Raw genomic sequence first — 13,220 nt, forward strand, 5'->3', positions numbered from 1 at the left:
ACCAGCGTCTGGGGGGCACCAGGGATCCGGTGCCCCCCACGGTCACCGCCGTACGGGCCCGGCGGGCACGTTCAGCGGCGGGGCGATCGTGTCGATCACCTCGTCGACCAGCTGCTTGGTGGTCTCCGGGTGGACGAAGCAGAGCCGTGCCACCGGCTCGCCGTCCCATTCCGTCGGCAGCACGTACGCGACCTGGTCGGCGAGGAGACGGTCCGACCACTTCCCGTAGTCGTCCCAGCCCCATCCGTCCCGCCGGAAGAGGACCACCGACAGCTCCGGCTCGCAGACCAGGGTGAGACCGTCGGTGCCGGCGACCCGGTCGGCCGCGTAGCGGGCCATGGTGAGCGAGTTCTCGACGGCGTCGCGGTAGGCGTCGGTGCCGTGGACCGCGAGCCCGAACCACAGGGGCAGGCCGCGGGCCCGGCGGGTCAGGTGATGGGCGTAGTCGCTCGGGTTCCAGACGCCCGCGTCGTCGTCGTGGATGGCGTCCAGGTAGGACGCCCGCTGGGTGTGCACCGCCTTCGCCCTCGGCGGGTCGCGGTAGAGGAGCGCCGCGCAGTCGAACGGCGAGAAGAGCCACTTGTGCGGGTCGATGACGACGGAGTCGGCCCGCTCGATGCCGTCGAAGAGCCCGCGCACCGTGGGGGCCAGCAGGCCGGCGCCGCCATAGGCGGCGTCGACGTGCAACCACAACCCCCGCTCCCGGGCCACCTCGGCCGCCCCGGCGAGGTCGTCGATCAGCCCGCCGTTCGTCGTGCCGGCGGTCGCGACCACCGCCACGACGTCGTCCCGGTCCGGATCGCGGGCCAGCACGTCCCGCAGCGCCGCGCCCGTCAGCCGATGGTCGCGGGTGGGCACCGGCAGCGGGTCCAGGCCCAGGACGTGCAGGGCCTTCCCGATCGAACTGTGCGCGTCCGCCGTGACCGCCACCCTCGGCCGCGCGATCCGCCCGCCGCGACGGCTCAGGCCGACGTCGCGGGCGACCAGGAGGGCCGACAGGTTGCCGCCGGAGCCGCCGGACACGAAGCACCCGCCGGCGCCGGCCGGCAGCCCGGCGGCGTCGGCCAGCACCCGCAGCGCCTGGTTCTCGGCCGCGACCGGCCCGGCGGCCTCCAGCCAGGAGATCCCGTGCAGCGTGAACGCGGAGACCATCAGGTCGAAGAGGATCGACGTCTTCGACGGCACGCACGACACGAACGCCATGAAGCGCGGGGTGTCGCACGCGAGGATGGCCGGGGCGACATCCCGGAGGAACGCCGACAGGACCGTCTCGGGATCGTTGCCGGACGGGCCGATGAGCCCGTCCAGCCTCTCGGTGAGCCGCTCCCTGTCACCGCCGGTCTTCAGCGGCACCTCGTCCAGGCCGAGCTGCCGAAGGCACTCGTCGAAGACGCGCCGTGCCAGCCTGTGGTCCAGGTCGTGCATGGAATTCCCGTTCACGCCTACCTCGCCGCGGTGACGATGTCCTTGAGCCATCCGGTGAACGCCCCCATCCCCTCGTCCAGCCTGGCGAGGGCGGCGGAGCCGATGATGACCCCCTCGCAGGCCCCGCTCGCGCGCAGCTCCTCGACGTCCTCGCCCCGGTTGATGCCGAACGCGGCGCAGACCGGCAGGTCCGGGCGTACGGACCGGATCTCCGCCCGCTTCCGCTGGAGGTCGGCGGGGGAGGCGGCCCGCTTTCCGGTCTCCGGCCCCAGGGACGCGTACACGAAACCGCCGCCGAGGGCGAGGACACGCCGGTCGGCCTCGGACAGGCCGGCCGCGGTGGCGTCCACCGCGGGGATGATGACCGCGCCGTCCTCGGCCGCCGCCAGCGCGTAGGGCGCGAGATCCGGTGGATCGCTCTCGAACAGGTACGCCGAGACGCCGGTGCGCAGGGGGAGCGGTGCCATCCAGGCGGCGGGCGACGGCCACGCGGACCCGTAGGCGACGGCCACCCGCACGGGGGCGCGCAGCAGCCACTCCGTCGCCTTGGCCTCGGAGTAGGGCTCGGCCGCACGCAGCGCCCGCACGAGCGTCGGGCCCGTCCTGGGGGACCACTGAGGCTCCGCCATCGCCGGGAACTCGATGAAGTCCACGCCCTGGCCGAGGCACAGGTCGAGCGCCTCCATGCTCGTGCTCCAGTCCGGGAAGCCCGGCACGAGATAGATCCCGACGGCGAGCCCGCCTCTCTTCGCGCGGCCGCCGATGACGTCCGCGAGCCGGGACGGGTTCATCGTCCGCCTCCGTGGGCCGCGGCGAGCCTGGTCAGGACGCGCAGCGCGCAGTACGACTCCCACAACGTGGCGTCGTCACGCGCGCCGAAGCCGCCGCCCGGCTTGCCCAGGCTCGCCACCGCGGGCCCGAGCCGGTCCGTCCAGACGGTGGTGTCCAGCACCTCGCCCGCGCGGAAGCCCCAGTAGGTGGCGGCGAGCGAGGGGGTCTCGTCCTGCGCGGTGAGCGTCGAGAGTCCGGACGGCGTGTCGAAGCGCGACCTGAGCCATGCCGCGGTCGCGCGGCTCTCGGCGGCGTCGAGAGGTTCCCCCAGGAGCGACAGACTGCAGACGGCGCAGTAGGTGTGCTCGGTGTCCGGCGGCAGGCCCGGCGTTCCCGCGTAGCCTCCGTCGCCGGCCCGGCAGCTCTGGAGGAAGTCGACGAGCGAGCGCGACACCTCGGGTCCGAGCAGGCCGAGCGCGTCCAGCTGCTCGAGCGCGCGCAGGACGTAGAACATCTCGTCGATGTCGAAGGTGGCGGGCAGGCCGGGCGTGGCCACCTCGCCGACGAACCAGCGGGGGAGGGGACCGGGGATCTCGTCCTGCCGGCCGGTGAGGGTGAACGCGCGCACCGCGTAGTAGCTCGCGGCGCGGGACGGCTCGGAGTCGGCCGCCGTCATCGCGAACGTGCCGCCCGCCCGGCGGCATTCGTCGATGAACGGGACGGGCGTGACCGGGTCACCGGACAGCAGCGCGGTGATCTCGGCGGCCCACCGCAGCGCCTCCAAGGTCGGCTCGTCCTCGCGGGCCTCCAGGTAGGCGCCCGGGCCCTGCCGGCGCGACGTCAGGAACCGCAACGTCGCACCGGCCGGAAGCAGGGTGGAAGAACTGGCCGGAAGTGTCATCGGGACGAACTCCTCACAGTTGTGGCAGAGGTCCGGGAATCAGCCGCTGACCGTGCCGAACACGTGGCTCTGCGGCGGGATCTCAAGGAAGTCGAGGTCGGCCAGGGCGCCGGGCGCCGGCAGGCTCTTGGGGGTCGGCTCGTCGAAGGGGAAACCGCTCCGTAGCTCGTCGCGGTGCCTGGACAGCTCGTAGGAGCGGAACAGCAGCCGCACCTGCTCGTGAACGTCCGCCAGCCGTTCCGTGTCGAGAAAGGTGCTCGCCTTCGCCAGGGCGCCCATCTCGCTGAGCGCGGCGATCGAGACGGTGAAGCTGAGGAGGTCGCTCGGCTCCACCGAGGACCGGTCGTGCGGGTGATACCGGTAGGGCTTGGGCAGCGCCTCGAGCAGATCTCCCGCATAGATGACGAAGTCCGCCGCGCGGTCCATCGTCTCCGGGCTCGTGATCATGTCCTGGGACATCACGTAGTTCACATAGCCGAACAGCCGGGGGTTCCGGCTGTAATAGAAGAGGGTGGCCGCGGGGTCCTGGCGCGAGTGCTCCACCAGGGCGCTGCGCCGCTGCTGGAGCTCGCTGATGCACGTCCCGTAACACCCCGAGTCGATCAGGGCGACGGCGGGTTTCCGGAGGACCGAGTTCGCCGTCACGGCGTCCAGCCTGGCGGCCCTCGACACGTGCGCCAGATGCAGGTCGAGGCCCTGCTCCAGAGCGGTCGCCGCGACGTAGAACGGCAGCGCGTCGCGGGCCAGGAAGACCAGCGTCCCGATCGAGTTCTGCCGGCACCAGCGCAGCGCCCAGTCGGTGAAGCTCAGCCAGACGGGCGTCCACGGCCTGATGAGGTTGAGGAACCGTTCGGTGGTGCCGCGCAGCCACGCCGGAAGGTCGTCCTCCAGGCCGAACGTCCGGTTGCACACCTGGTCGACCTGGACCTCGGAGAGGTCCTCCGCGGCCAGCATCGCCGCACGGAACTGGGCGCCGGCCTCCTCGACGGACGGGGCGGCGTCGCCCGGCCGCGCGGCCAGCCACTTCTCCAGGCAGTAGTCGACGACCGCGCGGGAGTAGTCCGCGGTGTACCGGTACTCGGTGGGCTTGGGCAGGTCCCGCAGCAGGGTCGTGAGCCACTGGTGGACACCGGCGACCGGTATTGAGGCCTCGTGTCCCCATGCCGCCCGGCCGGCCCCCAGGGCCGCAATATCGTCTGCGGTGGTTTCACCCACGGGTCCTCCTAGAAGGCACCCGCGGGCGCCGGTGGAATCGACGGTATAAAGCGACAAGCGGAAGAGGCACGAATGCTTCTTCTGCTTGTCCTTTGCGGAGAGGGCAGGATTCGAACCTGCGTAGGTGCCTGGACGACACCTTCCCGGCTTGCGCCGGGCCCCATTAGGCCACTTTGGGAACCTCTCCCAGCGGTGTTGCTCTTTTCTCGCTAAAGCCATCATGCCGGACGGTGCTGATCCGTGGCTGACTCTCCACTGACCTTTCCTGACCTTGATATTCGTGCACCTCTATGCAATAAATGGGGCGAGTATCAAGCCATTTCCGTGTCAGGAATGGAGTAACGACGATGACGGAGACGCTCGCGCTGCCGGACCTCGCCCTGGACGCCATCCGGCGATATCCGGACGCGGACAATCCCAGCTCGTTCCTCGCGGTCAACGAGGGCAACGCCCACCTGCGGCTGCCGGACACGCCGGGCGTGATCGTCTACCGCCCGGCCGGGCGCTATCTGGTGCAGTTCGGCGGCCCGTTCGCGCCGGCGGAGGCGCGGCCCCGGCTGCTGCGCGCCTTCCTCGACCTGGCCGCCGAACAGCGCCGGGAGATCGTCGCCATCCAGCTCCAGGGAGCCGACGCGGCCGGGTATCTGGACGAGGGGTTCACGGTCAACCAGATAGGCGGCTCGTACGCCCTTCGGCTGGACGACTTCAGCCTGCGCGGCACGGCGTTCATGCAGCTGCGCAACAAGATCGCGCGAGCCGTGCGGAGCGGAATGACGATCAGCGAGGCCCCGCTCGACGCCTGGCACGACAGGATGCGGACGCTCGACACGGCCTGGCTGGGCTCCAAGGGCGGCGCCAGGCCGCTGGAGTTCCTCGTCGGCGAGTACGGGGGGCCGTACCAGCACCTGCGCCGGCTCTTCGTCGGCGTGCACGGCGACCAGCTGACCGGCTACATCTCCTACTCCCCGGTCTACGGCTCACGGCCCGGCTGGATGCACGACCTCAGCCGCCGCCGGCCGGACTCCCCGCCCGGGGTGATGGAGGCGATCAACAAGGCGGCCATCGAGACGTTCCAGGCCGAGGGGGCGGAGTGGCTGCACTTCGGCTACACGCCCTTCTCGGGCCTCTCCGCCGAGCACGAGCTGCCCGGTCACAGCCGCGCCTTCCAGTGGTTCATGAAGGAGCTCTGGACCAACGGCGGGCACATCTACCCGGCGCAGACCCAGTACGCCTACAAGGAGAAGTGGAAGCAGGACGTCGTCCTGCCCGAGTACATCGCGTTCCAGGGCGAGGCCAGCATCCCGGCCCTGGTGCACGTCTTCCGGGCGTGCAACGCCGTCTGAGGACCCCACGACGGGACGAGAGGAGAAGCCATGGACGCCATGACGGAGGAGCCCGGCGAGATCGCCGCGGCCGGAGCCAAGGTCGTCGAGATGCTCGGCGCGTGCGCGGCGGCCCCTGACGACGTGGAGATCGGGAGGGCCGCCGACGAGGCGCTGAGAGAGCTCGAACGGCTCCTCACGCCCGGCGCCCCCTAGCCCGTCCCCGACGGGGCGATCCACACGCAGATCCGCCACCGCCCGTTCTGATCGGCTTGGTGCCGTTGACAGAACGGGCGGTGGCCTTTTCTCGTTGCGCGGCTAGCGAGCGGTCGTCGCGCTCACCATGTCGGAGTTTCCGAAGTTCGCCGGGCACTCCTCCAGCGGCCACGGCACCGGGGTCAGCGGCTTCCCGGCATCGAGGGAGTTCTGCCGCCACACGTCGATGGCCGGGCAGTCGGCCGTGCGCGCCACGTCGGTCCAGGCGCCGGCCCCGTAGCGGCGGGTCGCGATGGCGGAGACGGAGTAGCCGAGGAACTCCGGGTAGTGCCAGGTGGTGTAGCTGGTGCCCCGCGCGTCGCCGGTGGGCCCGGTGTAATCGGTCTTCCAGCCGCCCGGCTCACCGCGCCGGCCGATCGCCGCCGACCGCAGAACCCCGCGGAACAGCCGCGGATCCGCCGTCGTCGGCCTGAACGGCGAGGTGTAGGCGTTGTAGGTCAGGTACACGCGGGAGGCGTCCGGCGCGATGGCGACGGCGGTGTACAGGACCCGATCGCCCGGCAGCGACGCCTTCGCCGGCGCGGACCACGTCCTGCCGCGGTCCTTCGAGTACGAGAGGAGGGCCGCCTCCTTGTTCTGGCCGAACCGGCCGTCGGCCCACGCGAGGACGATCTCGTTCGTGGCGTCTGCCCCGGTGGGCGCGCCGTTGGCGATGCCGACGCTGGGCCCGGGCTCGTTCGCGGTCCCCGCCGGCCCCGCCTCGGTGCAGCGGTTGCCGAGTTTGTCCACGTAGAAGCAGCCGGAGTTCATCGCAAGGAAGTCGACAGGCTTCGTCCACGTGGCGCCGCCGTCGAACGACTTGACGATGGTCTGCTGCGCGGACGGCTCGAACGAGGGGAACTGCGTGGCGAAGTGGTTGACGAACGCGTACACCACGCCGTGGCTGTCCGTACGGACCGTGCACGACATGCGGTAGCCCTCGGTCGGCGAGTTCACCGGCGGGGCGAGGCCGCGGGTCTTCCACGTCCGGCCACCGTCGCTGGAGAAGCCCACCGTGGGCTGGATGGGGCCGGCGCCGTTGAGCCCCTCGATCTGGAAGTCGTTCCAGCACGTGTAGACGTGGCCGAAGTACCGGCTGCTGGCGGCGTTGTCGGCCCAGATCTGGCCCTGGGTCGGATTCGAGATGGCGGGCGTGCGCTCCGGCACGATGACCGGGGCCGACCAGTTCGACTGGACGGCGGCCCGGGCCGGCGTCGGATCGTCGATGTGCGACACCATCAGGGCCCGCCTGCTGTCGATGCGACCGGGCTCGATCGGCGTGTTGGCCAAGGTCGCGCCCTGCGAGGACAGGTACAGCCGCGAGCCGTTCGCCCAGGAGAACCTGCCGTTCCGCAACACCGGGCCGAAGGCCACGGAGCTCCCGCCGCGGGCCGCGAGGCCTTTCTCGTAGTAGTTGGGGACCGTGTGGATCGGTCCCGGCTCAGGTGTGCACGGCTCCACCTCCGGGTCGCATCCGGCCGCCGTCAGCCCCTGATAGGTGGGCTGGCTCCATCGGCGGCCGCTGTCGTAGGAGAGGTACACCCCGCTGAACCCCACGCCGCGGTTGAAGCCGCCGCCTAGTCCCGTGGTGCTGGCGGGAAGGCTGCACGCCGCTCCCAGGGTGGCGGCCTCCTTCGAGCACCGCTGCAGGTCGATCAGGTCGTTCCCGGTCGCCACCACGACGTTCGGGCGGACCGGGTCGACCGCCATCGTCGGCATGTCCTGCACGTTCCGTGGGAACTGCGTGACCGGGTCGGCCACGTTCATCAGGGCGGCCCTGGCCCCGCCCCGGTCTCCCGCCCCCGTGGCGGAGGCCGTCGGCGACCCCGCCGCCAGCGCGATCGCCATTCCGCCGGCCGCGGCCAGCGCCGCCAGCATCCGAATTCTGTGCACGGGCATTCTCCCCTTCGAAATTGCGTACCGAAATTGCGACCATTGTCGCAATGAGTGCTGACGTGAAGCTGACGGTGCGGGCTGTGAAAGGCGGGCCCGTACGAGAGTCCGGTGGCCGTCCGGGTGACGCTTCAGCCAGGCGGTTTCGCGAATTCGGTCGGCAGATCCCTGCTGCGCTTGATCGGGCCGACGAATATCCAGACGTCGGTGATGACATTCGCGCCGGCGAGGAGGAAAAGCGCCGTCCGGACGTCCAGGACGCTGCCCAGCACACCGCCGAGGAGACTGCCGAGGGGCCAGACGCCGAAAAAGGTGAAACGCATGGTCATGGCGGCCCGGGCGCGCATTTCAGGCGGGCAGTAGGCCTGCCGGAAAGCGCCGCCCGTCACGTTCCTGACGACGATGCCCGTGGCCCACACCAGGGTCCCGGCGAGCGCCACCACCAGCAGCGGGCCGTGGCCGGCGAGCGGGAACAGCAGCAGGAAGCAGTCGGTCACCGGGGCCGTGAGCAGGGTCCTGGCGGTTCCGAGGCGGCCGGTGACCTTGGGCGCGATGAAGGCGCCGAGCATTCCGCCGACGCTGATGGTGACCGTGGTGGCGCCGACCGCCCAGGGGCTGAGCCCGGAGTCCCGGACCAGGAACACCACGACCAGCGCCTGGATACCGGCCATGAGCAGGTTCGTGGTGGTGCTGCTCGCGGTGATGATCCGCAGATAGGGATCCCGTGCCACGAACCTGACCGCCGCCCAGATGTCGGCCCGGAACGTGGTCCGCGCCCGCTCGGCCCCGCCGCCCTGGCGATCCGACGGTTCCCTCGCCCGGATGGACCACAGGCAGACGGCGCTGACCACGAAGCTGAACGCGTCGACGGCCAGCCCGAGAACGGCCGAGAAGACCTGGGTGATCAGGACGCCGATGCCGGGGCCGGCGATGTTGGCGGCCTGCTCGCTGCCCATCAGGCGCGAGTTCGCGGCCATGAGCTCGCTCCGGCCGACCAGGAACGGCACGTACGCGTTGTACGCCGCGGTGAAGAGGACGGTCGAGCACCCGGACGCGAACGCGATCACGAGGAGGTACCCCATGGTCAGGGTGCCGAGCCAGGCCAGCACCGGGACGCTCACGATCAGGAGCGCCGAGGCGATCTGACAGCCGATCATCAGCGGCCGCTGGTTACGGCGATCCGCCCATACCCCCGCCTGCAGCCCGACCAGCAGCCACGGCAGCCAGATCATGGCGTTCAGCACACCCATCATCAGGGTGGTCGCGCCCAGCGTCTGCAGCGCTACCAGGGGCAGCGCGAACGTCGTCACGGCGGTGCCCGTCTTGCTGACGGTCTCCGCCGTCCACAACAGCCGGAAGTCGCGTCCCCGCAGCGCGCCGCCCGCGGTGGTGCCGGCGGGAGCGGTGCCCGTGGCCATCAGGCCGCCATCCTGGACGCGAGCAGCGCTCCGATCTCCGCCGCCGGCCCGGGCTTCATCATCTCGAAGTGCTCGCAGCCGATGGTGCGGTGGTCGATGGTCCCGTTGACGTACGGCCGCCACAGTTCTGTCGCGTCGGTGTCGCCGAGACGGGTGCCCGCGGCCTTGAGGAAGACCAGATCGCCGTGGAAGACCTCGTGCTCGTCGCCCTGGGCTATCCGGATGAGGTTCCCCGCCGCGTGCGGGAGGTCGGCCAGGATCTCCTCCGGGAGGCCGAAGCCCCTGGCGACCGCCTGCCTCATCCGCTGCCGCGATCGTGGATCGTCCATGGTCTCGACGTCCAGGCCGAGATCCTGGGCCATCGTGACCAGGATCGCCGACTCGACCTCGCCGCGCATGGCGGCCGGCTCCATGCCCAGGAGCCAGGGATTGGTGGGGTAGGAGTCCAGGAGGGCCAGGAACTCCACCCGCTCGCCCTCGCGCTGGAGCCGGCCGGCGACCGCGTGCGCGATGGTCCCGCCCAGCGACCAGCCGAGGAGGCGGTAGGGGCCTTCCGGCTGAACCTCACGTATCCGGGCGGCGTAGCTCGCGGTGAGCTCCTGGAGGTCCCGCGGACGCGCCGACTCGCCGGCCATCTCCAGCTGAAGGCCATAGATGGGGAGGTCGGCGGGCAGGTGCCGCTGGAGGCCGGAGTAACACCAGGCCACTCCGGACACCGGATGCACGCAGAACAGGGGAGGCCGGCCGCCGGACGTCCGGATCGGCACCACCGGGTCGATCCGGGCCTGCGCGGCCGGGTCCGCCGCGAGGGACTCGATGACCCCGGCCACGGTGGGCGCCTGGAGGAACAGCCGCACCGACAGGTCCGTTCCCAGCGCCGCCCGGATCCGGCTCACCAGCCGGGTGGCCAGGAGCGAGTGCCCCCCGAGCGCGAAGAAGTTGTCGTCGGCGCCCACCGAGTCCAGGCCGAGCACCTCGGCGAACAGGCAGCACAGCGCCTCCTCGCGGGCGGTACGAGCGGCGTGGTCGCCGGAGGCCGGCGCCGCGTAGTCGGGGTCGGGGAGGGCGCGGCGGTCGAGTTTGCCGTGGGGGGTCAGCGGCAGGGCGTCGAGGGTGACGAACGCCGAGGGGACCATGTAGTCGGGGAGCCTGGCCATGGCGTGCCGGCGCAGTTCGCCGGTGCGGCCGTCGTCCTCCGCGGCGTCGTCTGCGGCGTCGTCTGCGGCGTCGTCTGCGGCGTCGTCTGCGGTGCCGGCATCGGCGGAGCCGCCGGCGGGCACCACGTAGGCGACCAGCCTCTCCTCCCTGGCCACCACCGCGGCCTGGCCGACCAGCGGGCTCTCGGCCAGGACGTTGGCGATCTCGCGGGGCTCGATCCGGAACCCGCGTATCTTCACCTGGTCGTCGGCCCGGCCGAGGTATTCCAGGGCGCCGTCGTGCGTCCAGCGCGCCAGGTCGCCGGTGCGGTACATCCGTTCGCCGGGAGCGCCGAACATGTCGGCCACGAATCGTTCGGCGGTCAGCCCGGGACGGGCCCAGTACCCCCGGGACACCTGCGCCCCGGCCAGGTACAGCGCGCCCGGCACCCCGGCCGGGACCGGCCGCAACCACTCGTCCAGCACGTACACCCGGGTGCCCGGCATCGGGTGGCCGATCACCGGACGGTCACCGCTCACCCGGGCGGCCACCGAGTCCACCGTGCCTTCGGTCAGGCCGTAGAAGTTCCAGCCCGCCACGCCCTCGGCCCGGCCGACCCGCTCCCACAGCCCGGCCCCCACCGCCTCGGCGCCCAGGATCAGCACCGACGCCCCGCCCTGCCCGAGCAGCCCCTCCGCCACGAGCTGCTCGGCATAGGAGGGCGTGACCTCCAGTACGTCCACACCGTGCTCGCGCACGTAGCCGACCAGCGCGCGGGGGTCGCGGCGGACGTCGTCGTCCAGCACGTGCAGCTCATGGCCGGCCAGCAGCCACACCACCATGACCCACACGGCGTCGAACGACAGCGCGGTCACCAGGCCCGCCCGCAGCCGCCGCCCGGCCTCCCGTTCCGCCGGCTCGATCACCTCGCCGCGCAGGGACGCGTACAGGTTCGCCAGGCCCTCATGGGTGGCGACCACGCCCTTGGGCCGGCCCGTCGACCCGGAGGTGTAGGTCAGGTGCGCCGGGTCCGACGGCGACAACGTCCCGCGGCGCTCGGCCGCGCCGACCGGGCCGTCCGCCAGCCCGGCCAGCTCGGCCTCCGCCGCCGCCGAGCCCAGCGGCAGCACCGGGACACCGGGCCCCGCCGGGACGGCCGCCGGCCCGGCCGTCGTGATCACCGCGCGCGGCGCCACGTCCGCCAGCATGAACCGCACCCGGTCCGCCGGGTAGGACAGATCCACCGGCACGTACATCGCCCCGGCGGCCAGCACCCCCAGCATCGCCGCGACCGAGTCCGCCGACCGCGGCAACGCCACCACCACCGGGTCCCCGGGGCCGGCGCCCGCCGCGATCAGCCATCGGGCCAGCCGGTTCACCCGTCCGGCCAGCTCGCCGAACGACATCTCGGCGTCCCCGCACACCACGGCGGTCAGCCCCGGCTCCACCGCCGCCGCCCGTGCCGCGAACAGGTCCGGGACCAGGCCGGGGCCGGTCGAGGCCGGCGCGCCCCGCCCGAGCTCCAGCAGTGTCCGTCGCTCCTCGGCGGTCAGCGTCTCCATCCGGCTCACCGCGACCTCCGGCGCCGCCGCGGCGGCCTCCAGCACCCGCACCAGGCCCTCCGCCAGCGCCTCGGCGCTCTCCCGATCGAACAGATCGAGGGCGTAGGTGAGGTCGACTCCCATCCCGGCCGGCCGGCCGTCGAGGTCCGAGTGCACCGTCAACGTGAAGAGGAGGTCGACCTTGGCGGTCGGCGTGCGCACCGGCTCCATCTCCGCGGACAGCCCCGGCAGCAGGTCCGCGGCCGCCGGCATGACCAGGACGTTCAACATCACCTGGAAGAGGGGGTTGCGGGCCGGTGACCGCTCCGGGTTGAGGTGTTCGACCACCATCTCGAACGGCGCGTCCTGGTTGTCCATCACCGTCAGGGCCGTCTCGCGCACCCGGCCGAGCAGCTCGGTGAAGGTGGGGTCCCCGGACAGGTCCGTGCGCATGACCACCGTGTTGATGAAGAGCCCGACCAGATCGTGCAGCGCCTTGTCGGTGCGTCCGGCCAGCGGTGACCCGACCGGGACGTCCTGACCGGCGCCCCATCTGCTCAGCAGTACGGCCAGCGCGGCGTGCAGCACCATGAACACCGTCGCCTCGTTCGCCTGCGCCAGGCCGGCGAGACGGGCGTGCAGGTCCGCGCCCACCCGCAGGGAGACGGTGTCGCCGCGATGGCCGGCGAACGCGGGACGCGGCCGGTCGGTGGGCAGCGGCAGGCACTCCGGCGAGTCCGCCAGCTCCTTCGCCCAGAAGGCCAGCTGGCCCGCCAGGACGCTGCTGGGGTCATCGGCCTCCCCGAGCAGCTCGGACTGCCACAACGTGTAGTCCAGGTAGCGGACGGGCAGCGGCTCCCAGCCCGGCTCCCGCCCCTCGCATCGTGCCCGGTAGGCCTGCCCCAGATCGCGCAGCAGCGGAGCCGTCGACCAGCCGTCCCCGGCGACGTGGTGCATCGTGATCATCAGTACGTGCTCGTCCGGCCCGACGACGAACAACGTCGCGCGGAGCGGCGGCCGGGGGGCGGCCAGGTCGAACACATGGCTCGCCGCCTCGCGCATCGCCGCCGGCAGGTCACCGGGACCGGGCTCGACGACCTCCAGATCCAGGCGTGCCCGCTCGATCTCCAGGACCTGCTGGTACGGCTCCCCCTTGACGTCCGGGAACACCGTCCGCAGAGGCTCGTGCCTGCGGACGACGTCGCTCAACGCGGCGGCCAGCGCCGGGCGGTCCAGCGGCCCCCGCAGCCGCAGCGCTCCCGGGATGTTGTAGGTCGCGCTGGGCCCCTCCAGCTTGTTCAGGTACCACAGCCGTCGCTGCGCGAACGACAACGGAATCATC

At 71.9% G+C, this 13,220-nt stretch carries 9 protein-coding genes and 1 tRNA gene; 2 read left to right on the forward strand and 8 right to left on the reverse strand.

Annotation, left to right across the window (positions count from 1 at the left end; genetic code table 11):
* Nucleotides 1-42: 42 nt before the first annotated feature.
* From ABZ810_RS20985 to ABZ810_RS21005, 5 genes are all read right to left on the reverse strand, one after another.
* On the reverse strand, nucleotides 43-1,425 hold the full coding sequence (locus tag ABZ810_RS20985; protein ID WP_358405378.1) for a pyridoxal-dependent decarboxylase: 1,383 nt from the start codon (nucleotides 1,423-1,425) through the stop codon (nucleotides 43-45).
* A 17-nt stretch (nucleotides 1,426-1,442) separates the two neighbouring features.
* Nucleotides 1,443-2,216, reverse strand: coding sequence for a tryptophan synthase subunit alpha (locus ABZ810_RS20990; RefSeq protein ID WP_358405380.1), 774 nt, complete (start codon nucleotides 2,214-2,216; stop codon nucleotides 1,443-1,445).
* Entirely contained in the window at nucleotides 2,213-3,097 is an 885-nt protein-coding gene (locus tag ABZ810_RS20995; protein ID WP_358405381.1) for a prenyltransferase/squalene oxidase repeat-containing protein, read from the reverse strand. Before ABZ810_RS20995 ends, ABZ810_RS20990 begins: the two co-directional genes overlap by 4 nt.
* Before the next feature lie 39 nt (nucleotides 3,098-3,136).
* Nucleotides 3,137-4,312, reverse strand: coding sequence for a hypothetical protein (locus ABZ810_RS21000; protein ID WP_358405384.1), 1,176 nt, complete (start codon nucleotides 4,310-4,312; stop codon nucleotides 3,137-3,139).
* Between the two features lie 95 nt (nucleotides 4,313-4,407).
* Nucleotides 4,408-4,499 (reverse strand) — tRNA-Cys (locus ABZ810_RS21005).
* 160 nt (nucleotides 4,500-4,659) lie between these two features.
* On the opposite strand from ABZ810_RS21005, the gene ABZ810_RS21010 reads away from it, so the two are divergent.
* Together ABZ810_RS21010 and ABZ810_RS21015 are read left to right on the forward strand one after the other, a co-directional pair.
* A complete protein-coding gene (locus tag ABZ810_RS21010; protein ID WP_358405385.1) occupies nucleotides 4,660-5,655 on the forward strand; it encodes a DUF2156 domain-containing protein in 996 nt (331 codons plus the stop codon).
* A 30-nt stretch (nucleotides 5,656-5,685) separates the two neighbouring features.
* Nucleotides 5,686-5,850: a hypothetical protein gene (locus ABZ810_RS21015; RefSeq protein WP_358405387.1), complete on the forward strand. Its 165-nt coding sequence runs from the start codon at nucleotides 5,686-5,688 to the stop codon at nucleotides 5,848-5,850.
* Between the two features lie 102 nt (nucleotides 5,851-5,952).
* Here ABZ810_RS21015 and ABZ810_RS21020 read toward each other — a convergent pair whose 3' ends face one another.
* From ABZ810_RS21020 to ABZ810_RS21030, 3 genes are all read right to left on the reverse strand, one after another.
* Nucleotides 5,953-7,782: a sialidase family protein gene (locus tag ABZ810_RS21020; protein WP_358405388.1), complete on the reverse strand. Its 1,830-nt coding sequence runs from the start codon at nucleotides 7,780-7,782 to the stop codon at nucleotides 5,953-5,955.
* 131 nt (nucleotides 7,783-7,913) lie between these two features.
* Nucleotides 7,914-9,200: an MFS transporter gene (locus tag ABZ810_RS21025; RefSeq protein WP_358405390.1), complete on the reverse strand. Its 1,287-nt coding sequence runs from the start codon at nucleotides 9,198-9,200 to the stop codon at nucleotides 7,914-7,916.
* Nucleotides 9,200-13,219 (reverse strand): amino acid adenylation domain-containing protein, encoded by a 4,020-nt coding sequence (locus ABZ810_RS21030; RefSeq protein WP_358405393.1) that lies wholly within the window; start codon nucleotides 13,217-13,219, stop codon nucleotides 9,200-9,202. Before ABZ810_RS21030 ends, ABZ810_RS21025 begins: the two co-directional genes overlap by 1 nt.
* Nucleotide 13,220: the final 1 nt, after the last annotated feature.

The organism is Spirillospora sp. NPDC047279, assembly GCF_040643285.1.
Lineage (GTDB): Bacteria > Actinomycetota > Actinomycetes > Streptosporangiales > Streptosporangiaceae > Spirillospora.